Origin of the sequence: Pseudomonas sp. 30_B (genome assembly GCF_017491605.1) — a bacterium.
Lineage (GTDB): Bacteria > Pseudomonadota > Gammaproteobacteria > Pseudomonadales > Pseudomonadaceae > Pseudomonas.
The window spans coordinates 159,841-182,930 of record NZ_JAFGYY010000005.1 but is presented as its reverse complement, the minus strand read 5'-3'; the positions used below and the strand labels follow the sequence as shown (position 1 = coordinate 182,930).

The following is a 23,090-nucleotide window of genomic DNA, read 5'->3' as shown; positions in this document are numbered from 1 at the left end:
CTTTCGTAGGAGCGGACTTCGTCCGCGAAGGCTTCCGGCGCGATGCGGGTCTATCGCGGACGGAGTCCGCTCCTACGGTCAGATCGAATTCTGTCCCGTGAATGAAAAAGGGCCTCTCACGAGGCCCTTTTTGCGATCAGCGGAACAGCCGGCGCTCTTCCGGATGCGTCCGCCGACGGACCAGTGCCCACACCAGCAGCACCGCGCCAACGATCACCAGCGGCCAGACGCGCCACTTCAGATAGGGCGTCAGGCCCTGCATTGGCACCACTTCGCCGTGCAGCACGCCTTGCTGGAACTGCGGGATCTGCACCGCCAGCTTGCCGAACGGGTCGATCAGCGCGGTGACGCCGTTGTTGGTGCCGCGCACCATCCAGCGCCCGGCTTCCAGGGCGCGCATCTGCGCCATCTGCAGGTGCTGCAGCGGGCCGATGGAGGTGCCGAACCAGGTGTCGTTGCTGATGGTCAGCAGCAGTTGGCTCTGTGCCGCCAGTTCAGCGGCGAATTCCGGGTAGACCACTTCGTAGCAGATGTACGGCGCGATGCTGTAGCCCTTGGCCTTGAGCAGCGGCTGGTCGGCCGGGCCGCGGGCGAAGTCGGACATCGGCAGGTCGAAGAAGGCGATCAGGCCGCGCAGGATGTCCTGCAGGGGAACGTATTCGCCGAAGGGCACCAGCTTCTGCTTGAGGTAATCGCCGCTGCCGTCGCCGACCACGGTGATGCCGTTGTAGTAGCGCACGCCCTCGGCGGTCTTCTGGCGCACCGGAACCCCGGTGATCAGCGCGGCCTTCTTGGCGGTGGCGACCTCGTTGATCATCGCCAGGTAACCGGTGGCCTGGTCCTTGAGCACGGGAACGGCGGTTTCCGGCCAGACGATCAGGTCGAAGCCGTTCTGCTCGGCAGTCAGGTCGCGGTACAGCTCAAGCTGGTGGGTAACAGCCTTCGGGTCCCACTTCATTTCCTGGGCGATGTTGCCCTGCAGCGCGGCGACCTTCAGCGGGGCGCCGGCCGGCACGGTCCAGGCGTGGCCCTTGTAGGCGATGCCGACGGCCCAGGGCGCGATCAGCAGGATCAGGCCGGCGACCAGGCGCGCGGGGCGCTGGGTCAGCGCCGGGATGTTGATGATCAGTGCGCCGGTGAGGGCGATGCTGAACGACACCAGCCAGACCCCGCCGATGGGCGCGAGCCCCGCCAGCGGGCCTTCCAGTTGGCTATACCCGGCGTAGAGCCAGGGGAAGCCGGTGAGGAACCAGCTGCGGAACAGCTCCAGCACCACCCACAGCGCGGCAAAGGCCAGCGCGTCGCTGACCGGCGCGTTGTTGCGGCGGAACAGGCGCACCCAGGCCCAGGCGGGCAGGGCGAAGAAGAAGGCCACACCGGCGCTGAAGCCGATCACCAGGAAGGCGGCCAGCGGCCCCGAGGCACCGCCGAAGTCGTGGATGCTGAAGTAGATCCAGCTGGTGCCGGCGATGAACGCACCGAAGCCATACCACCAGCCGCGCCACAGCGCGGAGCCGGCGGTGGTGCCGCGCAGGCCGAGGTAGAACAGGGCGAGGGACAGTAGCGCCAGCGGCCAGTAGCCGAACGGCGCCAGGGCCAGCGGGGTGAGCGCGCCGGCGGCCAGGGCGAGCAAATGGCCTGGCAGGCCGGGGCGGGTGATCCAGCGCATCGGTAATCCTTGTGGCGGTTAAGCGATGCGCAAGAGTAATGGAGAGACGAACGGTAGGCTATGGGGATGGGGGCCAAAAGCCATGAGCCGTCTGCAATGTGATGTTGCAGGAAGGGGCGGGTTCGGCCGGGTGCCGGCCGATGGGGGCAATGTTCGTGATTTCCCGTAGGAGGGGGCCATGCCCCCGAATCGCGGGCATGGCCCCCTTCTACAGGGATCGCGGAGGCTCAGTCCTGCAGCGGAGTCAGGCGCAGCAGGTGCAGCCGGCGGCTGTCCGCGTTGAGCACGCGGAAGCGGAAGCCGCCCAGCTCGGTGGTCTCGTTGCGCTTGGGCAGGTGGCCGAAGGCGCTCATCACCACGCCGCCGACAGTGTCGAATTCATCGTCGGAGAACTCCGCGCCGAAGAAGTCGTTGAAGGCTTCCACCGGGGTCAGCGCCTTGACGATGAAGTCACCGCTGGGCAACGGCTTGATGTAGCTGTCTTCCTCGACGTCGTGCTCGTCCTCGATGTCGCCGACGATCTGCTCCAGCACGTCCTCGATGGTCACCAGGCCCGCCACGCCGCCGTATTCGTCGATGACGATGGCCATGTGGTTGCGGTTGGCGCGGAACTCGCGCAGCAGCACGTTCAGGCGCTTGGACTCGGGCACGAAGGTGGCCGGGCGCAGCAGGTCCTTGATGTTGAAGGCGTGGTTCTGGTCGTGAAGGATCAGCGGCAGCAGGTCCTTGGCCAGCAGGACGCCCATGATGTCGTCCAGGCTCTCGCCGATCACGGGGTAGCGTGAATGCGCCGCCTCGATGATGGCGGGAAGGAAGTCGGCGGGTTTCTGCGTCGACTTGATGGAGATCATCTGCGAGCGCGGGATCATGATGTCGCGGACCTGGAGGTCGGCCACCTGGATCGCGCCTTCGACGATGGACAACGCCTCGCTGTCGAGCAGCTTGTTGTCGTGGGCTTCGCGCAGGAGCTCAAGCAGCTCCTGGCGGTTTCTCGGCTCATGGGCAAAAGCCTGGGTGATCTTGTCCAACCACGACTTGTGCCCATTGCTCGATCGGTCTTCGCTCATCTTTCCTTGCTCGTTGGCGTTTATTCTTCGTCGGCCGCATACGGGTCAGGATGACCCAGTTCGGCCAGCAATTCCCGTTCCAGGCCTTCCATTTCCTCGGCCTCGACATCTTCGATGTGATCGTAGCCGAGCAGGTGCAGGCAACCATGGATAACGAGGTGAGCCCAGTGGGCCTCGACGGACTTGCCCTGTTCGGCGGCTTCGCGCTGCACCACCGGGGCGCAGATCACCAGGTCGCCGAGCAGCGGGATGTCCAACAGCTCGTCGGGAACGTCGGCGGGGAAGGACAGTACGTTGGTGGCGTAGTCCTTGTGTCGCCAGGTCTTGTTCAGTTCGCGGCCTTCGCTTTCATCCACCAGGCGGATGGTCAGCTCCGAGTCGTTCTGGCGCTGGCGCAGGGCCAGTTCGCACCAGCGGCGGAAGTCGGCTTCGCTCGGCAGGCCGGGTGCTTCGGAAGCAATCTGCAGGTCCAGCTCAAGCATGCTTGCCGCCCTGGCTCTCGACCCCGGTCAGGCGGTTCTCGTAGGCGTCGTAGGCATCGACGATGCGCTGCACCAGCGGGTGGCGCACCACGTCCTTGGACTTGAAGTGGGTGAAGCTGATGCCGGGCACGTCGCGCAGCACTTCCATCACGTGCTTCAAGCCCGAGCGGGTGCCTTTCGGCAGGTCGACCTGGGTGACGTCGCCGGTGATCACCGCGGTGGAGCCGAAGCCGATCCGGGTGAGGAACATCTTCATCTGTTCCATCGTGGTGTTCTGGCTTTCGTCGAGGATGATGAAGCTGTTGTTCAGCGTACGGCCGCGCATGTAGGCCAGCGGCGCGACTTCGATCACCTGGCGCTCGATCAGCTTGGCCACGGTCTCGAAGCCGAGCATCTCGTACAGCGCGTCGTAGAGCGGGCGCAGGTACGGGTCGATCTTCTGCGACAGGTCACCGGGCAGGAAGCCGAGCTTCTCGCCGGCTTCCACCGCCGGGCGCACCAGCAGGATGCGGCGGATCTGCTCGCGCTCCAGGGCGTCCACGGCGCAGGCCACCGCGAGGTAGGTCTTGCCGGTACCGGCCGGGCCGATGCCGAAATTGATGTCGTGATTGAGGATGGCCTTTACGTAGCGCTGCTGGTTGGCGCCGCGCGGGCGGATGTGCGCCTTGCGCGTCTTGAGCGTCACCAGGGGTGCTTCGGGCGCGTTGGCCAGGTCTTCCAGGCCGGATTCCTGCAGGAACAGGTGAACCATGTCGGGGGTCAGCTCGGTGCCGTTCTGCACTTCGCGGTAGAGGCGCTGCAGCAGGTTTTCGGCCGCTTGGGTGCGCTCGGGCTCACCGACCAGTTCGAACTGGTTGCCACGGTTGCGAATCTCGATGTCGAGGCGCTTCTCGATCTGGTGCAGATGCTCGTCGAACTGCCCGCACAGGTTGGCAAAGCTGCGGGCCTCGAAAGGTTCGAGCATGAAACGATGGATATCCAGAGGGGCGTTCAAGGGTTCTCTAAGTCGCCGTATTGCGAAAGGGGAATGGTCGAAGAATAACCCCGGGCGAGCGAGTACGAAAGTTCGGACGCCATCGGGGCATTCAGCGGTCGATGATCAGTGATGTGCTTCCACGAGGGTGGCGCGCAGGGAGTTGGGCAGTGCCTCGTAGATTTCCACGTCGACGAACTGGCCGATCAGGCGCGGGTTGTCGCAGCGGAAATTCACCACACGGTTGTTCTCGGTACGGCCTTGCAGCTGACCCGGGTCGCGCTTGGCGTAGTCGGTGACAAGGATGCGCTGAATGGTGCCGACCATCCGTCGGCTGATCTCGAAGCCCTGCTGCTGCAGGCGGCTGTTGAGGATCAGCAGGCGCTGCTTCTTCACTTCGTCCGGGGTGTCGTCGACCAGGTCGGCGGCCGGGGTGCCCGGGCGCGAGCTGTAGATGAAGGTGAAGGAGAAGTCGAAGCCGACGTCTTCCACCAGCTTCATGGTCTGCTCGAAGTCCTGCTCGGTTTCGCCGGGGAAGCCGACGATGAAGTCCGAGCTGATGCAGATGTCCGGCACCGCCGCCTTCAGCTTGCGGATGCGCGACTTGTATTCCAGTGCGGTGTGGTTGCGCTTCATGGCCGCGAGGATGCGGTCGGAACCGGCCTGCACCGGCAGATGGACGAACTTCACCAGTTGCGGCACTTCGGCATGGGCGGCGATCAGCGCGTCGGAGAATTCCAGCGGGTGCGAGGTGGTATAGCGGATGCGCTCGATGCCATCGACCTCGGCGACCACGCGGATCAGTTCGGCGAAGTCGGCGATGCGTCCGTCGTGGGTCTGGCCACGGTAGCCATTGACGTTCTGGCCCAGCAGGGTGACTTCCTTCACGCCGTTCTCGGCCAGGTGGATCACCTCGGCGAGCACGTCGTCGAACGGGCGGCTGACTTCCTCGCCGCGGGTGTAGGGCACCACGCAGAAGGTGCAGTATTTGCTGCAGCCTTCCATCACGGAGACGAAGGCGGTGGGGCCGTTGACCTGCGGTTCGGGCAGGCGGTCGAACTTCTCGATTTCCGGGAAGGACACGTCTACCTGTGGTTTGCGGGTGGTGCGGGCGGCGTCGATCATCTCCGGCAGGCGGTGCAGGGTCTGCGGACCGAACACCACGTCGACGTAGGGCGCGCGCTCGCGGATCGCCGCGCCTTCCTGGCTGGCCACGCAGCCGCCGACGCCGATCACCAGGTTCGGGTTCTGCTGCTTGAGTGCGCGCCAGGCGCCCAGCTCGGAGAACACCTTCTCCTGCGCCTTCTCACGGATCGAGCAGGTATTGAGCAGGATGACGTCGGCTTCTTCGGCCTTCTCGGTGATTTCCAGGGCCTGGTGTTCACCCAGCAGATCGGCCATTCGCGAGCTGTCGTACTCGTTCATCTGGCAACCGTGGGTCTGGATGAAAAGCTTCTTGGCCATGAAATCTGTCTTGGGCTGGTTAAAAAATGACCGCACATTATATGCCTCGGCGCCGGTGTCTGCCACCGCTGGCTGAGTGGCGAGGGCGCGGCTGTGCTATGCTGCGTGCCCATTTTGCAAAGCTGTCATCCTTCGTTCATGAGCAAGCGCGAGAACCCGATCTACAAGGTGGTCTTCCTCAACCAGGGCCAGGTGTACGAGATGTACGCCAAGCAGATCTATCAAAGCGATCTGTGGGGCTTCCTGGAGATCGAGGAGTTCGTCTTCGGCGAGCGCACCCAGGTGGTGGTGGACCCCAGCGAGGAGAAGCTGAAGGCGCAGTTCGATGGCGTCATCCGCAGCTTCGTGCCGCTGCACTCGATCATCCGCATCGACGAAGTGGAGCGCCTGGGCACCGCGAAGATCAGCGAGGCCAAGATCAGCGGTAACGTGATGCCGTTCCCCATGCCGATGCCCGGCAAGGACAGCTGACGCTCAGCTTTTCGCTTTTCGTAGGAGCGAGCTTGCTCGCGAACCGTCCAGCACCGAAGTCAGCCGTATAGTCCTGTTCGCGAGCAAGCTCGCTCCTACAGCGTATGTGAACTTGGCGTGAGTCAGGGCAGCGGCGAGAACGGCGAGTTGCCGGCGGTCTGCAGTTCGATCAGGTAGTTGCGGAAGATTTGCCCGAGCACCTTGGTGGCGATGTCCAGTTCATCCTTGTTCATCTGCTCGGCGACCAGGTCGGCGCTGTCCATGGCGTCTTCGGCGCCGTTCACCGCGGCCATCTTCAAGACGATGTAGGCCTGCACGTTGTTGGCCTTCACCCCTTCACCGCGGAAGAACATGGTGCCCAGGCGCAGTTGCGCATTGGCATGGCCCTGCAGCGAGGCTTTCTCGAACCAGTGCAAGGCGGCCTGGAAGTCGCGCGGGGCGAGGTCGCCGGTGTAATAGAACTCGCCCAGTTCGTACTGCGCCTGCGCATCGCCGCCATTGGCGGCCTGCTGGCAGCTGGCCAGTGCCTGTTGCAGTTGCTCGGGAACGGTATTGAGGACGCAGCGGCCGGTCGCCGGAATCAGCAGCGAGTTGCCGCCCGCCTGGGTCAACAGGGGGAAGGCGAGCAACAGGCAACCCAGGAGCAGGGTACGACCGGTGCGGTACATGGGGAACAGCGGCCTCCAGAATCGGGGCGGGCAAAGCCCGGCCAGCGAATTGCGCCGGCTTTCACATTATGAAATAAGCGGGCGCTTCCTTACAAAGTCTTTACCTTCTTTTCTGATTTTTCTGCTGGGGCGGTCAGAATGGCGAGAAGGGACGTAACGCGGGAATAAAGGCGGGGCAGAGCGGAAGGCGCCCGTTCGGGCGCCTTCACAGGGACTTACTTGAGCGCGGCGAAGGCGCGCTCGGCGGCGTCCAGGGTCAGCTTCAGCTCGGTTTCGCCGTGGGCGATGGAGGTGAAGCCGGCCTCGAAGGCGCTCGGCGCCAGGTACACGCCGGCGTCCAGCATCAGGTGGAAGAAGCGCTTGAAGCGTTCCACGTCGCTGCCCATCACGTCCTCGAAGGTGACGATGTCGTCGGCGCCGGTGAAGTACAGGCCGAACATGGCGGCGCCCGCCTGGGTGGTCACGAAGGGTACGCCGGCGGCGTCGGCGCGCTCCTGCAGGCCTTGCAGCATGCGGGTGGTGTAGGTGGTCAGTTCGTCGTGGAAGCCCGGACGGCTGATCAGGCGCAGGGTGGTCAGGCCGGCGGCCATGGCCAGCGGGTTACCCGACAGGGTGCCCGCCTGGTAGACCGGGCCGAGCGGGGAAATCTGCTCCATGATCTCGCGCTTGCCGCCGAAGGCGCCCACCGGCATGCCGCCGCCGATGATCTTGCCGAAGGTCGACAGGTCCGGGGTGATGCCGTAGTGCGCCTGGGCGCCGCCCAGGGCAACGCGGAAGCCGGTCATCACTTCGTCGAAGATCAGCACCACGCCGTGCTGGTCGCACAGGCGGCGCAGGCCTTCGAGGAAGCCCGGGGCCGGCGGTACGCAGTTCATGTTGCCGGCGACCGGCTCGACGATGATGCACGCCACTTCCTTGCCGACTTCGCCCAGGGTCTTCTCCACGGCGGCGATGTCGTTGAATGGCAGGGTCAGGGTGTGCTTGGCGAAGGCCGCCGGCACGCCGGGGGAGTTCGGTACGCCGAAGGTCAGGGCGCCGGAGCCGGCTTTCACCAGCAGGCTGTCGGAGTGGCCGTGGTAGCAGCCTTCGAACTTGATGATGCTGTCGCGGTCGGTGTAGCCACGGGCCAGGCGGATGGCGCTCATGGTGGCTTCGGTGCCGGAGCTGACCATACGCACCATGTCCATGGACGGAACCAGGGAGCAGACCAGATCGGCCATTTCCACTTCCAGCGCGGTCGGCGCGCCGTAGGACAGGCCGTGGTCGAGCTGCTTGCGCACGGCGTCGAGCACGTCCGGGTGGCTGTGGCCGAGGATCATCGGGCCCCAGGAGCCGACGTAGTCGACGTAGCGCTTGTCATCCTCGTCCACCACGTAGGCGCCTTCCGCGTGCTTGAAGAACAGCGGGGTGCCGCCGACGCTCTTGAACGCGCGCACCGGCGAGTTCACGCCACCGGGGATGTGTTTCTGGGCATTGGCGAAAAGCGTTTCGGAACGGGACATGGGGAACCTCGCGAAGCTGTCGGGTGCCGGGCGCGTGGGCGCTCAGCGGGTTTCGAAGAGTTGGCTGAAGGCGCGGGCGCGCTGTTCGACTTCGGCCGGAGTGTCGGCGGCGAACAGCGCGTGGATCACGGCGATCATGTCGGCGCCACGGGCGATCAGCTCGGGCGCGTTGTCCAGGGTCACGCCGCCGATGGCCACCAGCGGTACGTTGAAGCGGGACTTGGCCTGTTCCAGCAGTTCGACGCTGGCGGCCGGAGCGCCCGGCTTGGTCTGGGAATTGAAGAAGCGGCCGAAGGCGACGTAGCTGGCGCCCTCGGCGATGGCCTGTTCGGCCAGGTCGAGGCTGGCGTGGCAGGTGCCGCCGATGACGGCGTCGCGGCCGAGCAGGGCACGGGCGGCGGCCAGCGAGCCGTCGGTCTGCCCCAGGTGCACGCTGACGCCCAGGCGCGCGGCCAGTTCGGCGTCGTCGTTGATCAGCAGGGTGGCGCCGTAGCGCGCGCAGAGGTCGCGCAGCGCTTCGGCTTCACGCAGGCGGCGCGAGGCGTCGTCGGACTTGTCGCGGTACTGCAGCAGCTTGGCGCCACCCTTCAGGGCGGCTTCGACGTAGGGCAGCAGGCGGCCGCCGTCGAGCAGCTGGCTGTCAGTGATGGCGTAGAGTCCGCGCAGTTTCATCAGGGCCTCGATCATTGGAGCGGTTGGATCAGTTGCAGTAGTCCAGCGGCAGGCGGCGCGGGATGTACTGGCCGTGGCCAGGGGCTTCCGCGTCGCGCAGGGTGCGCCAGGTGTAGTCCAGGGCGCTGCGCACTGCGCTCACCAGTTCCTCGCCCAGGGCCAGGCGGCCGGCGAGGGTGCTTGCCAGGGTGCAGCCCGAGCCGTGGTAGCTGCCCGGCAGGCGCTGGCAGGTGAAGGTGTGGCGCTGGCCGTCGCGGGTGTACAGGCGGTTGTGCACTTCGGATTCGTCGCCGTGGCCGCCGGTGATCAGCAGGTGCTGGATATAAGGCAGCAGCTTCTCCGCGCACTCGTCCGCCGAGCCCTCGGGCAGTTCGGCGAGGATGCGCGCCTCGGGCAGGTTCGGCGTGGCGATGGCGGCGATCGGCAGCAGCCGCTCGCGCATGGCGTAGCCGACGTCGTCCTTGCCCAGCGAACCGCCACCGCCGGCGCGCAGCACCGGGTCGCAGACCAGCGGCACGCCCGGCAGGGACTGCATGATCTCCACCACGGTGTCGACCATCTGCACCGAGCCGAGCATGCCCAGCTTGACCGCTGCCACCGGCATGTCGGCGATCACGGCGTTGGCCTGGGCCAGCACCCACTCGCGGTCGAGCACGCGGAAGTCGGAAACGTTGACGGTATCCTGAACGGTCAGTGCAGTGACGGTCGGCGCCGCGTGGCAGCCTTGGGCGATCAGGGCTTCGATATCGGCCTGCAGGCCGGCACCGCCACTGGGGTCGTGGCCGGACAGGCAGAGCACTACGGGACGGGAGGTTGGCGTTTTCATGGCGCGGGAGCTTATCACCAAAATGTGGCCTTGAGCTGACCGAGCGGTCCGATCCGCGTCGCTCGCAGGGCCCTCCGGGTTGAGTGGCCGAATGCCACGTGGCACAAGGCCTGTGCTAGAGTTCGCCGATTCCAACACAACGCCTCTACGGCGCGCCGAAGCGGGAGATGGGGCTCCCCGGCGCGGCTGTCGGCGGCACTGCGGGGCACCATGCGGCATTGGCTGATCTTCCTGATCGTTCTTCTTCTCTCGCCGATGGCGAATGCCATCACCTTCGACGAGCATGTCGGGCAATTGCCGCTGGGCCGGGCAATGGATGTGTTCGAGGATGTGCGCGGCACGGCCGATATCACGGAGATCAGCTCCCCGGCGCTGGCCGCCAGCTTCCGCCGCCATGAGCGCGACGTGCTCAATGCCGGCTACTCGCGCTCGGTGTTCTGGCTGCGCCTGGACCTCGACTACCAGCCGAAGGCTTCCCATGACCCCGCCAACTGGCTGCTGGAACTGGCCTACCCGCCGCTGGACAAGCTCGACCTGTACCTGCCCGACGGCAAGGGCGGCTTCAGGCTCGCCCAGCGCACCGGCGACACCCTGCCGTTCGCCAGTCGGCCGATCCGCCAGAACAACTACCTGTTCGACCTCAAGCTGGAGCCCGGCCAGCCGCTGCGGGTGTACCTGCGCCTGGAAAGCCAGGGTTCGATCCAGGCGCCGCTGACGCTCTGGTCGCCCAAGGCCTACCTGGAAGAACAGCCGGGCCGCATCTACGTGCTGGGCATCATCTACGGCGTGCTGCTGGTGATGCTGATCTACAACCTGTTCATCTTCCTCAGCGTCCGCGACACCAGCTACCTCTATTACATCCTCTATATCGCCTCGTTCGGCTTCTACCAGATCTCGGTCAACGGCGCCGGCATCGAATACTTCTGGCCCAACAGTCCCTGGTGGGCCAACGCCTCCACGCCCTTCCTGATCGGCTCGGCCGGCCTGTTCGGCTGCCAGTTCGCCCGCAGCTTCCTGCATACCCGCGAGCACAGCCTGTGGATCGACCGCCTGCTGCTGGTGCTGATGGCCGTCGGCGCGCTGGTGATGACCCTGGCGCTGACCGTCAGCTACGCCGTCGCCCTGCGCCTGGCCACTTACCTGGCCCTGGCCTTCACCGTGGTGATCTTCACCGCCGGCATCCTCGCCTGGCTGCGCGGCATGCGGGTGGCACGCTACTTCATCTTCGCCTGGACCGCCTTCCTGCTCGGCGGCGTGGTCAACACGCTGATGGTGCTGGGCCTGCTTCCCAACGTCTTCCTCACCATGTACGCCAGCCAGATCGGCTCGGCGCTGGAGGTGGGCTTGCTGTCCCTGGCGCTGGCCGACCGCATCAACGCCATGAAGGAAGAGCGCACCCGCATCCTCCAGGAAACCAGCCGCAAGCTGGAGCAACTCAACCTGGAACTGGCCAGCAGCAACCGCCTGAAGGATGAGTTCCTCGCCACCGTCACCCACGAACTGCGCACGCCCATGAGCGGGGTGATCGGCTCGCTGGAACTGATGCAGACGGTGCCGATGGATGTCGAGCTGGCGCAGTACCACAAGACCGCCAACGGCTCGGCGCGGGACATGATGCGCATGGTCAACGACATCCTCGCGCTGCTCGAACTGCAGGCCGGCAAGCTCTATCCGCGCCGCGAGCCGTTCAGCCTGCGTGGCCTGTGCGATGGCCTGCGCGCGCAGTACGCGCCGCGCGCCGAGGAGCGCGGGCTGCGCTTCGAGCTGCAACTGGACGAAAGCCTGCCCGACACCCTCGAAGGCGACGCCGGCAAGCTGGCTCAGGCGCTGGGCTACCTGATCGACAACGCCATCAAGTTCACCCACCACGGCGGCGTCAGCCTGCGCATCAGCGGTACGCCCAACGCGGAAGGGCTGGCGCTGCGCCTGGAGGTCCAGGACAGCGGGATCGGGTTCACCACGCCGTCGGATGGCTCGCTCTACCAGCGCTTCCATCAGCTCGACGGTTCGCTGACCCGCGAGTACGGCGGCCTGGGCATCGGCCTGGCGTTGTGCCGCAAGCTGGTGGCGCTGCTGGGTGGCGAGCTGTCCCATGAGTCCGCGCCGGGGCAGGGCAGCTGCTTCAGCCTGACCCTGCAGGTCGGCCAGCCGGTGCAGAGCATCGCGCCGCCGCCACGCCGCGCGGGTGGCCAGGCGCTGCGTGGTCCGGATCAGTGCACCGTGCTGGTGGTGGAGGACAACGCCATCAACCAGCTGGTGATCCGTGGCATGTTGCTCAAGCTCGGCTACCGCGTGCGGACTGCCGACAATGGCGCCGAAGCCATCGACCTGCTGCGCCGCGAGTCCGTCGATGCGGTGCTGCTCGACTGCCAGATGCCGGTGATGGACGGCTTCGCGACCTGTCGCGCCCTGCGCACCCTGCCCGGTTGCAGCGATTTGCCGGTGCTGGCGATCACCGCCCACAGCCACTGCGGCGACCGCGAACGCTGTCTGGCCGCTGGGATGAGCGATTACCTGGCCAAGCCGGTGAAGTTCGAGGAATTGCAGACGCTGTTGCATGACTGGCTGCTGTGCCAGCCGGGGTTGACCAGCCACGCGTGACGGTCGGCGATGTGCGCGATCAGCGCGCACCGTCCCTTGTAGGAGCGGGCCATGCCCGCGATGGGCCACGCCTCGCGCCGGACAGCATCGCGGACGGAGTCCGCTCCTACGCGATCCCAAATCCCTCTGCCAGCCCAATAAAAAACGCCGCGCTACCTTCCGGTAGCGCGGCGTTTTTCGTTAACGAGCAGTCAGGCTCAGACCTTGACGACCCAGCCTTCCGGGCCTTCGACGTCGCCAGTCTGGATGCCGGTCAGCTCTTCGTAGAGACGACGGGTCACCGGGCCGACTTCATCGCGGCTGTAGAAGACGTGCAGCTTGTCGTTGTACTGGATGCCGCCGATCGGGGTGATCACGGCAGCGGTACCGCAGGCGCCGGCTTCCTTGAAGCGCGCCAGGTCGTTGATCTCGACGTCGCCCTCGATCACCTTCAGGCCCAGGCGCTGGGCGGCCAGCTCCATCAGCGACAGACGGGTGATACCCGGCAGCACGGAGCTGGAGCGCGGAGTGACGAACTCGTTGTCGTGGGTGATGGCGAAGAAGTTGGCCGAGCCCACTTCCTCGATGCGGCTGTGGGTGGCCGGGTCGAGGTAGATGCAGTCGGCGAAACCGGCCTTCTTGGCCTGGGAGCCCGGCAGCAGGCTGGCGGCGTAGTTCCCACCGACCTTGGCGGCGCCGGTGCCCTGGGGAGCGGCGCGGTCGTAGGTGGAGATCATGAAGTCATGGGGCTTCATGCCGCCCTTGAAGTAGGCGCCGACCGGGATGCAGAACACCGAGAAGATGAACTCCGGGGCCGGGCGCACACCGATGTTGTCGCCAACGCCGATCACGAACGGGCGCAGGTACAGGGCGCCGCCGGAGCCGTACGGGGGAATGAAGCGCTCGTTGGCGCGGACGACCTGCTTGCAGGCATCGATGAACTGCTCTTCGGACACCTGCGGCATCAGCACGCGGGCGCAGCTGCGCGCCATGCGCGCGGCGTTCTGGTTCGGGCGGAACAGGTTGATCGAACCGTCCTTGCAGCGGTAGGCCTTCAGGCCTTCGAAGCACTGCTGGCCGTAGTGCAGCGCCGTGGAACCCTCGCTGATGTGCAGGGTGTTGTCCTCGGTCAGCTTGCCGTCGTCCCACAGACCATCGCGCCAATGGGAGATGTAGCGGAAATCGGTCTTGATGTAATCGAATCCGAGCGAGCCCCAATCGATGTCTTTTTGTTCCATGGTTGCCTCATTCAATGGGATTACCGGCCGCTTTCGCCTGCAAGGGAGTGGCAGGCGAGCGTCCGGACAGATGACTTCGGGACCCTGACGGCGGGCGCGGCCTGGATCGATCAGGATTCGGCTGCGCGGCGGGAACGGCGTTCTCCGCGTGATGGTCGCCACCAGGACTCCACCAGGACTTGCCATGATACCGGCGATAATCGCGGCTGTCGGCACTTGCAGGCGAATATCCCTGCCATCAGTCGCATCGGGAACCGTGCGACACCCCTGAATGGAGGTTGCACAGTCTTGTCCGGATAGGCACTACCGCTGGCGCTTTTGCCCCTTTGGGTAAGAAATGAAGCATGGTTCACTGCTTGAAAGTCCTGAATCCGGATTCAGAACATGGCCTACCGTGTCACCGAAGCGCGCCTGCGCCGAGACGTCGAGGAACGCGAGCGGATACTCTCCCTGGCGCTGGCCCGGGTAGCCGACGGCGGTTTCGCCGCGTTGACCATGCAGACCCTGGCCGACGACGCCGGCATCGCCACCGGCAGCCTGTACCGGCACTTTCGCGGCAAGGGAGAGCTGGCCGCCGAAGTCTTCGCCCGCGCCAGCCAGCACGAAGTCGATGCCCTGGCCGAGGTGCTGCATGCGCCCGGAAGCGCCACCGAACGCCTGACGCGCGGGCTGCGCCAGTTCGCCGCGCGCGCCTGGGGCAGCCGTCAGCTGGCCTTTGCGCTGATCGCCGAACCGGTCGACCCCGAAGTCGACGAGCAGCGCCTGGTTTACCGCGAAGCCTACGCGGCGCTGTTCGTGCAGTTGCTGGAGCAGGGCATCGCCCAGGGCGAATTCCCGTTCCAGCCCGTTCACCTGGTCGCCGCCTGTCTGGTCGGCGCCATCGCCGAAGCCCTGGTCGGGCCGCTGTCGCCGCCGGCACGCGCCGCGCGGGATGCCGGCCAGCCCGGCGCGTCGCTGGCGGATGTCAGCGATGCCCTCGTGCATTTCTGCCTGCGCGCCGTCGGTGCGTCCCTTTCCATCCTGCAAACGCCTGCCAAGGAGGATCAGCCATGAACCTGCACCCGTACGCCGAAACCCACGAAGTGACCAATCAGGTGCCGCCGCTGGACGGCGCCAACCTCTACCGCATCGACCTGCCGCTGCAGGAATGGGTGCGCCGCTACGAGGGCGGCTGGGCCGAGCAGAAACTCGACGCCTATGGCGCGCTGGCCGGCGGGCCGCTGATGGCGGCGGGCTTCCTGGCCAACGAGAACAAGCCGGTGTTCAAGTCCCATGACCGCTACGGCCACCGCATCGACCTGGTGGAATTCCACCCGGCCTACCACGAGCTGATGCGCGCCTCGATCAAAGCCGGGATTCCCTCCATGCCCTGGACCGACCCGCGCGCCGGCGCCCAGGTCGCCCGCGCCGGCCTCAGCTACCTGCACAGCCAGGCCGAAGCCGGCACCGGCTGCCCGCTGACCATGACCTTCGCCAGCGTGCCGGCCCTGCGCCTGCAGCCGGACATTGCCGAGAAATGGCTGCCGAAAATCCTTGCCACCGAGTACGACCCGCGCAATCTGCCCATCGAGCAGAAGGCCGGCGCCACCATCGGCATGGCCATGACCGAGAAGCAGGGCGGTACCGACGTGCGCGCCAACACCACCCGCGCCTACCCGGTAGGCATTCCCGGCCCGGGCCAGGCCTACGAGCTGGTCGGCCACAAGTGGTTCTGCTCGGCGCCCATGTGCGACGCCTTCCTTACCCTGGCCTATACCGACAAGGGCCTGACCTGCTTCCTGCTGCCGCGTCACCGTCCGGACGGTAGCCGCAACGAGTTCTACATCCAGCGCCTGAAGAACAAGCTGGGCAACTGGTCCAATGCCTCCAGCGAAGTGGAATACCGTGGCGCCCTGGCCTGGATGATCGGCGAGGAGGGGCGAGGGGTTCCGACCATCATCGAAATGGTCGCCATGACCCGCTTCGACTGCATGATCGGCTCAAGCTCGCTGATGCGCCAGGCGCTGACCCAGGCCGCGCACCACTGCGCCTACCGCCAGGTGGGCGGGCGCGTGCTGGCCGAGCAGCCGCTGATGCAGAACGTGCTGGCCGACCTCGCCCTGGAAAGCGAAGCCGCGCTGGCCCTGACCATGCGCATGGGCCGCGCCCTGGACCGCCCGCACGACGAGCAGGAAGACAAGTTCGCCCGCCTGGTTACCGCCGTGGGCAAGTACTGGATCTGCAAGCGCGCCCCCGCGATGATCAACGAGGCCGCCGAATGCCTGGGCGGTGCCGGCTACGTCGAGGACACCATCCTCCCGCGCCTGTACCGCGAGGCACCGGTCAACTCCACCTGGGAAGGCTCGGGCAACGTGCAGTGCCTGGACGTGTTGCGCGCGCTGTCGAAGGAGCCCGGCGTGCTCGACGCACTGTTCGCCGAGCTGGGCGATGGCCACGGCGATGCGCGACTCGCTTCCTTTATTGGCAACCTCAAGGCGTCCTTCGCCGACACCCACGACATCCAGTACCGCGCCCGCCAGCTCACCGAAAACGTGGCGGTCGCTCTGCAGGCCAAGCTGCTGCTGGAGGCGGGCAACGCGACGGTGTCAGATGCCTTCATCGCCAGCCGCCTGAGCGACGGCGGCCGCGTCTACGGCACCCTGCCGCGCGGGGTGGATGTGGAAGCGCTGGTGGCGCGGGCGACGCCGCATCTGGCGTGAGGAAAAATCCCCGCACAGGCGGGGATGGCTCGCACAGGCGTATCAGTTGCGTCAGTTCTTCAAATTGACCAGAATAAAGACCGGTTTGGAGACTGATTTCATGCAAAATATCCTCGCCAATGTTGCCGTCAGCGTCTCGGAGCTGAAGAAGAACCCGTCCGCCGTACTCAGTGGCGCGGAGGGGGAGGCGGTAGCCGTGCTCAACCACAACCGGGTGATGGGTTACATGGTCCCTGCTGAGCGTTACGAGGCCATGCTCGACTACATCGAAGATCTGGAGATGGCCAAGCTGGCTCGCGAGCGTATCGAGGCTGGCGAACCCACCATCAAGGCGCGAATCGAAGGTGACGACATCGTATTCGAGGATTCGGATGCCTGAGTTCCGCCTGGAGTTCGAGACTTCAGCTCAGCGCGAGTGGAAGAAGCTCGACCAGGACATTCGCCGTCAGTTCACTCGCAAGCTGGCTGAACGTCTGGTGCACCCTCGCGTTCAGGCCGACAAGCTGCATGGCATGAAGGACTGCTACAAGATCAAGTTGAGTTCGGCGGGCTATCGGCTTGTTTATCGGGTCGAGGATGATCGGGTGGTAGTACTCGTCCTGGCCGTTGGTAAACGCGAGCGCTCCGCCGTATATGAGACCGCGAAAAAGCGTTGAGCGCTTTTAGCGCTCGGCTGCTACGCGCGTTGTATGCGCCGGTGGCCGCTCCGGGGATGTCCGGGATGCCGATGGCCGTTTCATGGTCGCCCCACTCGATGGCGCCTGGGCAACCAGGCACCGCCGGCAGCTTGGGACGCCCCGTCACGCGATATACGAGAGCGGAACAGGCATCGGTTCATTGGCGCTGCCATCCGCACTCACGGTCGCGGATTCTGTCATAAGGTTGATTCCACCTTTCCGCTCATCCTGCCGGTAGGGAATCTGTCATCCCTTTCTGTGACGGAAGCAGGCAAGATGGAGCTGATCGTTTAGACAGGATGCCCACCATGAGTCTTTCGACTGGCGACGAATGCTTCGTCGCCCAGACCGCCGAAGAGGCCGTCGATCAACTGGCCGTGCTCCACGAGCGTGCCACCGGCGCCCTGAACCAGGCGCTCAAGCGCTACCTGAAGGAGCGCACGGTGCCTGACGCCGAGCAGCGCAGCCTGTTCCGCTACCCGGAGTTGCGAGTGGTCTACCTCTGCCAGGGCGAGGTGCCGTCTACCACCCGCGCCTATGCCAAGGTCCAGGTGCCGGGCACCTACGCGGTGACCATTACCCAGCCCAAGGCCTTCCGCAAATACCTGCTGGAGCAGCTGCGCCCGCTGATGGAGGACTTCACCGTGCGGGTGGAAGTCGGTGTCAGCGACCAGAACATTCCCTACCCCTACGTGGTGGAGCAGGGCGATGAGCTGGGCGGCTCGGGCGTGACCGCCGCCGAGCTGGCGCGGGTGTTCCCCAGCACGGACCTGTCCGCCACCTCCGATGGCATCGCCGACGGCCTCTATGAATGGGAGAACGCCGACCCGATGCCGCTGTCGCTGTTCCACGCCGCGCGCACCGACTTCTCCCTGCGCCGCCTGGTGCACTACACCGGCAGCGACTGGCGCCATGTGCAGCCGTGGATCCTGCTGACCAACTACCACCGCTACGTCGACCAGTTCATCCACCTGGGCATCGAGCGCCTGCGCGACGACCCGCGCTTCGTGCGCATGGTGTTGCCGGGCAACGTGATCATCGAGCGAGGCATGGACGAGGGCGAGGCCAACGCTATCGTCGCCAGCGTCGAGTGGCACCGCTTCCAGATGCCGGCCTACCACCTGATCGCCGAGGACGGCGACGGCGTGACCCTGGTGAACATCGGCGTCGGCCCGTCCAACGCGAAGAACATCACCGACCACCTGGCCGTGCTGCGTCCGCACTGCTGGTTGATGGTCGGCCACTGCGGCGGCCTGCGCCAGTCGCAAACCATCGGCGACTACGTGCTGGCCCACGCCTATATGCGCCGCGACGGCATCCTCGACCGCGTGCTGCCGCCGCACATCCCGATCCCGGCGCTGGCCGAGGTGCAGGTGGCGCTGCAGGAGGCCGCGGCGCTGGTGACCGGCGAACGCGGCGAGCAGCTCAAGCGTCGCCTGCGCACCGGCACCGTGCTGACCTACGACGACCGCAACTGGGAGCTGCACTGGGCCCAGGAGCGCCCGCTGATCAACCTGGCGCGGGCCATTGCGGTGGACATGGAGAGTGGCACCATCGCCGCCCAGGGCTACCGCCTGCGGGTGCCCTACGGCACGCTGCTGTGCGTCTCGGACAAGCCGCTGCACAGCGAGATCAAGCTGCCCGGCGCGGCCACGGCCTTCTACCAGCGTGCGGTGAGCCAGCACCTGTCGATCGGCATCGCCGCCGTCGACCTGCTGCGCACCCAGCTCAATTCGCTGCACTCGCGCAAGCTGCGCAGCTTCGACGAGCCGCCGTTCCGCTGATCCCAAAGCGCGGCGGGGCACCGGCTGCCCCGTCGCCAGCCGCAGGAGGTGGCTACCGATGACCGATCCCCGCAAGATCCCGGCGGGCCGTGTGCTCGCCCTGTTGGACCTGACCTCGCTGAACGCTGGCGATGATCTGCAAAGCACCGTCGATCTCTGCCGGCGGGCGTTGACGCCCTACGGCGAAGTGGCGGCGGTGTGCGTCTGGCCGAAGCTGGCGCATGTTGCCCGGCGCACGCTCAATACCCTGGGCGGACGCGGTGTGAAGGTCGCCAGCGTGTGCAACTTCCCCGCCGGCAACGCGCCGCAGGCCGACGTGACGGAGGAGGTGCGCAAGACCCTGGCAGAAGGCGCCGACGAGATCGACCTGGTCTACCCGTGGCGCCGGCTCAAGGCGGGCAATCCGACCGGTGCGGTGGAGCTGATCCGCGCCTGCAAGGCGCTGTGCGGTCCCTATCACCGCCTCAAGGTCATCCTCGAAACCGGCGAGCTGGATGATCCGGAGCTGATCCGTATGGCCTGCCGCGAAGCCATCGCCGGTGGCGCGGACTTCCTCAAGACCAGCACCGGCAAGGCCTCGGTCAACGCGACCCCGGAAGCGGTGCGGGTGATGCTCGAATGCATCGAGGAGGACGGCGGCAAGGTTGGCTTGAAGGTGTCCGGCGGCCTGCGCACCCTGGCCGACGCGCTGGGTTACCGGGCGCTGGTAGAAGAGCGCTTCGGCGCTGGCTGGATCACCCCGGAGCACCTGCGCTTCGGGGCTTCGTCACTGCTGGATGATCTGCTGCGCGAGCTGGGTGTGGATGCGCAGCCGGTGTCCACTCGCGACTACTGATTGTTTGGTGGTCAATCGCGGACAGAGTCCGCTCCTACGCCGGATGAACCTGTAGGAGCGGGCCATGCCCGCGATTCGCGAGCAAGCTCGCTCCTACAAGGTCACCCACGACAGTGGTGCGATGTGCCACTGGTCCCCCGGCTTGGGCGCCCGGAAGCGCTGCGGCTCGACACCGTGCTGCTCCAGCGCCCGGGCCAGGTCGCTGACCGGCGTGAACTGCCCTTCGTCGCTCAGGCGGAAGGTGCCGAAGTGAATCGCCATGCTGCACTGCGAGTCCAGCTGCTGGTGCGCCTGCACGGCGTCGTCCGGGTTCATGTGGTGATGGCGCATGAACCAGCGCGGCTCGTAGGCGCCGATGGGCAGGGCGGCGAAACGCATCGGGCCGAAGCGCTGGTGCATCAGCTTGAATTCCTCGCCCAGGCCGGTATCGCCGGGGAACAGCACCGGGCCGTCCGGTGACTCCAGTACGAAGCCCAGCCAGAGCGTGCGGTTGGTATCGCGCCGCGAGCGCGCCGACCAGTGCTGTGCCGGCACGCCGGTGAGCAGCATGCCTTCGGGCAGCGGCAGGCTCTGCCACCAGTCCAGTTCCGCCACGTCGGTGAAGCCGCAGGCGCGGATCAGCTCGCCGTTGCCCAGTCCGGTCACCACCTTGGCTTCCGGGAAGCACCGCGCCAGTTCGCGCAGGCTGCCGATGTCCAGATGGTCGTAGTGATTGTGGCTGACCAGGATCAGGTTGATCGGCGGCAGCTCGTCCAGCGCCAGTCCCGGCGGATGATGGCGACGCGGGCCGAGGAAGCTGAACGGGCTGGTGCGCTCGCACCACAGCGGGTCGGTGAGAATGTTCAGCCCGCGATGCTGGATCAGCAGGGTGGCGTGGTTGATGTAGGTGACGCGCAGTTCCTGGCCGCTGACCTGGGCTGCCACGTCCGGGCGTATGGCTGGACCCGGTTGGTCGACCCAGGGCGTCTGCCGGCCGCGCTCGCGCTGCCACTTGAGGAAGGCGCGCAGGCCGTTGTGCGGCTGGCGGTCGAGGTTATGGAAGCGTTGGCCGTCGAAGTTCGCGGTCTGCGGGCCACGGTAGCGGGCACCGAGGCGGCCGCTGAGGTTGCGCAGGGTGATCAGCCAGGTGGGGGGGCTCATGGGTGTGCTCTTGCAGGGAGGGCTCGGCACAACCTAGCATGCCGGGCATTCGCTTCACCCCCATCTCCGGTTACCAGTCTTTTCGCCATGTCCCGTCCGCCTCGTTCCGCTTCACGTCGTCCCGCCTCCCGTCCTGCGCCACGCCGCGTGGCCAAGGCGCCGCCGGCACAGCCGCGGCTGATCCTGCTGAACAAGCCGTTCGACGTGCTGACTCAATTCAACGATAGCGAGGGCCGGGCGACCCTGAAGGATTTCGTCGAGGTGACGGGCGTCTATCCCGCCGGACGGCTGGACCGCGACAGCGAAGGCCTGTTGCTGCTGACCAACGACGGTCGCCTGCAGGCGCGTATCGCCGATCCCAGGCACAAGTTGCCGAAGACCTATTGGGTACAGGTGGAAGGGGAGCCCAGCGACGAGCAGCTCGAACAGCTGCGCAAGGGCGTGCAGCTCAATGATGGCCCGACCCTGCCGGCCGAGGCGCGACGGCTGGACGAGCCGCAGCTGTGGGAGCGCAACCCGCCGGTGCGCTTCCGCAAGTCGGTGCCGACGGCCTGGCTCGAACTGGTGATTCGCGAGGGCCGCAACCGCCAGGTGCGGCGGATGACGGCGGCCGTCGGCCTGCCGACCCTGCGCCTGGTGCGCGTGCGGATCGGGCCGTGGAGCCTGGACGGTTTGCAGCCGGGGCAGTGGCGGGACGTCAGCCCCGACCTCTGAGAGCCGGGGCGGGCGCGGGAGAGGGCGTCAGAAGCCGCCTTCGAGCCCCGCGACGACGACGGACTTGATCAGGAACCCGAGTACGCCCAGGCCCAGGGCGAAGAACAGCACCATGGTACCCATGCGGCCGGCCTTGGACTTCTTCGCCAGATCCCAGACGATGAAGGCCATGAACAGGATCAGGCCGCTGACCAGGCCGTACATCATCCAGTCTTCGAAACTTTCGTTCATTGCTGCTCCTGCCCGGTGCGGAGGTTGTCCGAGGGACGCCGGGGCTGAAGGTGGTGGTGGAGAAGGCGCGCATTATACGCATCTGGATGATTACTGATCAGTGGTGTTCATAAATTGATCAGTTGTTGTCGTAATGGAGGCGAATGGCCGGGGAAGTTCGCGTTGCGGGGCGGTTGGTGGGGAAATTTCCGGGTTCGGATGCGGCGGGCGTGATGGTAGGTGCGCTGCTATGTCGCAGGGGCCTGGTCCTGCTTGCGAGTTGCGGCTGATCGCGGACGGAGTGCGTTCCTGCGTCGGCGCATACCACAGGTGTTCACAGAGAGAACGGAGCTATCCGCGATGGATTTCGCGGACAAGGTCCGCTCCTACGAAAGCATACGCACCGCATAGCCCTGGCTCTGGATTTAATGACTTCCAGAGAGACCTCCGCACGCACCGGAGCGCCCCTTCAGGAGGCCGAGTGGAATCGGAGTTTCAGGGGTTGAGCGACATGGATGTCGCGAGAGCCGCGATGGGCCAGGGATGGCCCTTCGCGGCGGGCCCCTGAAACTTCGATGTAGCGAGGGAACCCCGGCGAAGCCGGGGCCGGATGATGGGGCAAAGACCTTTGGTTACTTTCTGTCGTTTGAGAAAGTAACTCGCCCGAGGGGGCGAAACAAAAGCTCTCAGCACACGCCGAAGCGGCGCAGAAACGCCTAACTAGACGGCGGATAACGCCTTAGGCGTTATGCGCCCTACTAAGCACTTGCGAACAAAGTTCCCTGCCTACATCGGCGTTGGGCGGTTCGCGAGCAAGCTCGCTCCTACGAACAGCAAAAATCAAACCCGCAAGTGATCCAACGGCAGCTCGGTACTGGCCAGCACGTTGCGCAGCACGAAGCTCGACCGCACGCTGGTCACCCCCTCGATGCGGGTCAGGGTGCCCAGCAGGAAGTGCTGGTAGCGCTCCATGTCCGGCACCATCACCTTGAGCTGGTAGTCCGCGTCCATCCCGGTCACCAGGCTGCATTCCAGTACTTCCGGGCACTTGCCGATGATCTGCTGGAAGTGCTCGAAGCGCTCCGGGGTGTGGCGGTCCATGCCGATCAGGACGAAGGCGGTCAGGCTCAGGCCGAGCTTCTTGCTGTCCAGCAGGGCGACCTGGCGGACGATGTAGCCGTCGTCTTCCAGCTGTTTGACCCGCCGCGAGCAGGGGGAGGGCGACAGGCCGATGCGTTCGGCCAGCTCCTGGTTGGAGATGCGCGCGTCGCGCTGCAGTTCGGCGAGAATGCGCAGGTCGTAACGGTCCAGCTTGTCCATGAAAGCCTCGTATTTCTATTGAATTGCGCTTGTGGCTTAATTTTTAGTTATTTGTTGCTGTAGTGATGCCTATGTGAGCAATATTAGCAATCATTTCCT

22 protein-coding genes are annotated in these 23,090 nt (G+C 65.8%); 9 read left to right on the top strand and 13 right to left on the bottom strand.

Features of this window, described 5'->3' with window-relative positions; all coding sequences use genetic code 11:
• Positions 1–136: 136 nt before the first annotated feature.
• From lnt to miaB, 5 genes are all read right to left on the bottom strand, one after another.
• Positions 137–1,669, bottom strand: coding sequence for an apolipoprotein N-acyltransferase (gene lnt / locus J5M67_RS07325; RefSeq protein WP_207884651.1), 1,533 nt, complete (start codon positions 1,667–1,669; stop codon positions 137–139).
• A 227-nt stretch (positions 1,670–1,896) separates the two neighbouring features.
• Positions 1,897–2,736 carry an HlyC/CorC family transporter gene (locus J5M67_RS07320; protein ID WP_207884650.1) on the bottom strand — a complete coding sequence of 280 codons (840 nt, stop codon included), beginning with the start codon at positions 2,734–2,736 and terminating at the stop codon, positions 1,897–1,899.
• 20 nt (positions 2,737–2,756) lie between these two features.
• Positions 2,757–3,218, bottom strand: a complete 462-nt coding sequence (ybeY, locus tag J5M67_RS07315; protein WP_207884649.1) for an rRNA maturation RNase YbeY — start codon at positions 3,216–3,218, stop codon at positions 2,757–2,759.
• Positions 3,211–4,212 carry a PhoH family protein gene (locus tag J5M67_RS07310; RefSeq protein ID WP_207884648.1) on the bottom strand — a complete coding sequence of 334 codons (1,002 nt, stop codon included), beginning with the start codon at positions 4,210–4,212 and terminating at the stop codon, positions 3,211–3,213. Before J5M67_RS07310 ends, ybeY begins: the two co-directional genes overlap by 8 nt.
• Positions 4,213–4,317: 105 nt before the next feature.
• The gene (miaB, locus tag J5M67_RS07305; RefSeq protein WP_207884647.1) at positions 4,318–5,655 is read right to left on the bottom strand and encodes a tRNA (N6-isopentenyl adenosine(37)-C2)-methylthiotransferase MiaB; all 1,338 of its coding nucleotides are present in this window, start codon (positions 5,653–5,655) and stop codon (positions 4,318–4,320) included.
• Positions 5,656–5,793: 138 nt separating this feature from the next.
• On the opposite strand from miaB, the gene J5M67_RS07300 reads away from it, so the two are divergent.
• Positions 5,794–6,126, top strand: coding sequence for a DUF1820 family protein (locus tag J5M67_RS07300; RefSeq protein WP_207884646.1), 333 nt, complete (start codon positions 5,794–5,796; stop codon positions 6,124–6,126).
• Positions 6,127–6,248: 122 nt separating this feature from the next.
• Here J5M67_RS07300 and J5M67_RS07295 read toward each other — a convergent pair whose 3' ends face one another.
• The 4 genes from J5M67_RS07295 to J5M67_RS07280 all read right to left on the bottom strand — a co-directional run bounded on the left by J5M67_RS07295 (position 6,249) and on the right by J5M67_RS07280 (position 9,794).
• Positions 6,249–6,794, bottom strand: a complete 546-nt coding sequence (locus tag J5M67_RS07295) for a tetratricopeptide repeat protein (protein ID WP_207884645.1) — start codon at positions 6,792–6,794, stop codon at positions 6,249–6,251.
• Positions 6,795–7,009: 215 nt separating this feature from the next.
• On the bottom strand, positions 7,010–8,296 hold the full coding sequence (gene hemL, locus J5M67_RS07290; protein WP_207884644.1) for a glutamate-1-semialdehyde 2,1-aminomutase: 1,287 nt from the start codon (positions 8,294–8,296) through the stop codon (positions 7,010–7,012).
• A 42-nt stretch (positions 8,297–8,338) separates the two neighbouring features.
• Positions 8,339–8,968, bottom strand: coding sequence for a thiamine phosphate synthase (thiE, locus tag J5M67_RS07285; protein ID WP_207884643.1), 630 nt, complete (start codon positions 8,966–8,968; stop codon positions 8,339–8,341).
• A 28-nt stretch (positions 8,969–8,996) separates the two neighbouring features.
• Complete coding sequence (locus J5M67_RS07280; protein ID WP_207884642.1) at positions 8,997–9,794, bottom strand: hydroxymethylpyrimidine/phosphomethylpyrimidine kinase; 798 nt, start codon at positions 9,792–9,794, stop codon at positions 8,997–8,999.
• 210 nt (positions 9,795–10,004) lie between these two features.
• Here J5M67_RS07280 and J5M67_RS07275 point away from each other — a divergent pair, with 210 nt between their 5' ends.
• On the top strand, positions 10,005–12,395 hold the full coding sequence (locus J5M67_RS07275; RefSeq protein ID WP_207884641.1) for a hybrid sensor histidine kinase/response regulator: 2,391 nt from the start codon (positions 10,005–10,007) through the stop codon (positions 12,393–12,395).
• Positions 12,396–12,592: 197 nt separating this feature from the next.
• Here the strand turns inward: J5M67_RS07275 and J5M67_RS07270 are convergent, their stop codons facing one another.
• Positions 12,593–13,612 carry a branched-chain amino acid aminotransferase gene (locus J5M67_RS07270; protein ID WP_207884640.1) on the bottom strand — a complete coding sequence of 340 codons (1,020 nt, stop codon included), beginning with the start codon at positions 13,610–13,612 and terminating at the stop codon, positions 12,593–12,595.
• Between the two features lie 384 nt (positions 13,613–13,996).
• On the opposite strand from J5M67_RS07270, the gene J5M67_RS07265 reads away from it, so the two are divergent.
• The 6 genes from J5M67_RS07265 (at position 13,997) to deoC (ending at position 19,607) form a co-directional block, all read left to right on the top strand.
• Positions 13,997–14,665: a TetR/AcrR family transcriptional regulator gene (locus J5M67_RS07265; RefSeq protein WP_207884639.1), complete on the top strand. Its 669-nt coding sequence runs from the start codon at positions 13,997–13,999 to the stop codon at positions 14,663–14,665.
• The gene (locus J5M67_RS07260) at positions 14,662–16,311 is read left to right on the top strand and encodes an acyl-CoA dehydrogenase family protein (RefSeq protein ID WP_207884638.1); all 1,650 of its coding nucleotides are present in this window, start codon (positions 14,662–14,664) and stop codon (positions 16,309–16,311) included. Before J5M67_RS07265 ends, J5M67_RS07260 begins: the two co-directional genes overlap by 4 nt.
• Before the next feature lie 100 nt (positions 16,312–16,411).
• The gene (locus J5M67_RS07255; protein WP_207884637.1) at positions 16,412–16,690 is read left to right on the top strand and encodes a type II toxin-antitoxin system Phd/YefM family antitoxin; all 279 of its coding nucleotides are present in this window, start codon (positions 16,412–16,414) and stop codon (positions 16,688–16,690) included.
• Positions 16,683–16,967 (top strand): type II toxin-antitoxin system RelE/ParE family toxin, encoded by a 285-nt coding sequence (locus tag J5M67_RS07250; RefSeq protein WP_207884636.1) that lies wholly within the window; start codon positions 16,683–16,685, stop codon positions 16,965–16,967. Before J5M67_RS07255 ends, J5M67_RS07250 begins: the two co-directional genes overlap by 8 nt.
• Before the next feature lie 329 nt (positions 16,968–17,296).
• The gene (gene amn / locus J5M67_RS07245) at positions 17,297–18,772 is read left to right on the top strand and encodes an AMP nucleosidase (RefSeq protein ID WP_207884635.1); all 1,476 of its coding nucleotides are present in this window, start codon (positions 17,297–17,299) and stop codon (positions 18,770–18,772) included.
• Between the two features lie 58 nt (positions 18,773–18,830).
• A complete protein-coding gene (gene deoC, locus J5M67_RS07240) occupies positions 18,831–19,607 on the top strand; it encodes a deoxyribose-phosphate aldolase (RefSeq protein ID WP_207884634.1) in 777 nt (258 codons plus the stop codon).
• Positions 19,608–19,700: 93 nt separating this feature from the next.
• On the opposite strand, the gene J5M67_RS07235 is transcribed toward deoC, so the two are convergent.
• Positions 19,701–20,747 (bottom strand): MBL fold metallo-hydrolase, encoded by a 1,047-nt coding sequence (locus J5M67_RS07235; RefSeq protein WP_207884633.1) that lies wholly within the window; start codon positions 20,745–20,747, stop codon positions 19,701–19,703.
• 147 nt (positions 20,748–20,894) lie between these two features.
• Here J5M67_RS07235 and J5M67_RS07230 point away from each other — a divergent pair, with 147 nt between their 5' ends.
• A complete protein-coding gene (locus J5M67_RS07230; RefSeq protein ID WP_207884747.1) occupies positions 20,895–21,461 on the top strand; it encodes a pseudouridine synthase in 567 nt (188 codons plus the stop codon).
• 27 nt (positions 21,462–21,488) lie between these two features.
• Here J5M67_RS07230 and J5M67_RS07225 read toward each other — a convergent pair whose 3' ends face one another.
• Positions 21,489–21,692 carry a DUF2788 domain-containing protein gene (locus tag J5M67_RS07225; protein WP_207884632.1) on the bottom strand — a complete coding sequence of 68 codons (204 nt, stop codon included), beginning with the start codon at positions 21,690–21,692 and terminating at the stop codon, positions 21,489–21,491.
• Between the two features lie 819 nt (positions 21,693–22,511).
• Positions 22,512–22,991 (bottom strand): Lrp/AsnC family transcriptional regulator, encoded by a 480-nt coding sequence (locus J5M67_RS07220; RefSeq protein ID WP_152220126.1) that lies wholly within the window; start codon positions 22,989–22,991, stop codon positions 22,512–22,514.
• Positions 22,992–23,090: the final 99 nt, after the last annotated feature.

Bases quoted from the DNA above. Each gene is read 5' to 3' on its own strand.
- miaB (WP_207884647.1), bottom strand. From the start codon at position 5,655: ATGGCCAAGAAGCTTTTCATCCAGACCCACGGTTGCCAGATGAACGAG.
- J5M67_RS07225 (WP_207884632.1), bottom strand. From the start codon at position 21,692: ATGAACGAAAGTTTCGAAGACTGGATGATGTACGGCCTGGTCAGCGGC.
- J5M67_RS07280 (WP_207884642.1), bottom strand. From the start codon at position 9,794: ATGAAAACGCCAACCTCCCGTCCCGTAGTGCTCTGCCTGTCCGGCCAC.
- J5M67_RS07270 (WP_207884640.1), bottom strand. From the start codon at position 13,612: ATGGAACAAAAAGACATCGATTGGGGCTCGCTCGGATTCGATTACATC.
- J5M67_RS07295 (WP_207884645.1), bottom strand. From the start codon at position 6,794: ATGTACCGCACCGGTCGTACCCTGCTCCTGGGTTGCCTGTTGCTCGCC.
- J5M67_RS07320 (WP_207884650.1), bottom strand. From the start codon at position 2,736: ATGAGCGAAGACCGATCGAGCAATGGGCACAAGTCGTGGTTGGACAAG.
- amn (WP_207884635.1), top strand. From the start codon at position 17,297: ATGAGTCTTTCGACTGGCGACGAATGCTTCGTCGCCCAGACCGCCGAA.
- J5M67_RS07300 (WP_207884646.1), top strand. From the start codon at position 5,794: ATGAGCAAGCGCGAGAACCCGATCTACAAGGTGGTCTTCCTCAACCAG.
- ybeY (WP_207884649.1), bottom strand. From the start codon at position 3,218: ATGCTTGAGCTGGACCTGCAGATTGCTTCCGAAGCACCCGGCCTGCCG.
- J5M67_RS07260 (WP_207884638.1), top strand. From the start codon at position 14,662: ATGAACCTGCACCCGTACGCCGAAACCCACGAAGTGACCAATCAGGTG.
- J5M67_RS07235 (WP_207884633.1), bottom strand. From the start codon at position 20,747: ATGAGCCCCCCCACCTGGCTGATCACCCTGCGCAACCTCAGCGGCCGC.
- J5M67_RS07255 (WP_207884637.1), top strand. From the start codon at position 16,412: ATGCAAAATATCCTCGCCAATGTTGCCGTCAGCGTCTCGGAGCTGAAG.
- lnt (WP_207884651.1), bottom strand. From the start codon at position 1,669: ATGCGCTGGATCACCCGCCCCGGCCTGCCAGGCCATTTGCTCGCCCTG.
- thiE (WP_207884643.1), bottom strand. From the start codon at position 8,968: ATGAAACTGCGCGGACTCTACGCCATCACTGACAGCCAGCTGCTCGAC.
- J5M67_RS07265 (WP_207884639.1), top strand. From the start codon at position 13,997: ATGGCCTACCGTGTCACCGAAGCGCGCCTGCGCCGAGACGTCGAGGAA.
- hemL (WP_207884644.1), bottom strand. From the start codon at position 8,296: ATGTCCCGTTCCGAAACGCTTTTCGCCAATGCCCAGAAACACATCCCC.
- J5M67_RS07275 (WP_207884641.1), top strand. From the start codon at position 10,005: ATGCGGCATTGGCTGATCTTCCTGATCGTTCTTCTTCTCTCGCCGATG.
- J5M67_RS07250 (WP_207884636.1), top strand. From the start codon at position 16,683: ATGCCTGAGTTCCGCCTGGAGTTCGAGACTTCAGCTCAGCGCGAGTGG.
- J5M67_RS07220 (WP_152220126.1), bottom strand. From the start codon at position 22,991: ATGGACAAGCTGGACCGTTACGACCTGCGCATTCTCGCCGAACTGCAG.
- deoC (WP_207884634.1), top strand. From the start codon at position 18,831: ATGACCGATCCCCGCAAGATCCCGGCGGGCCGTGTGCTCGCCCTGTTG.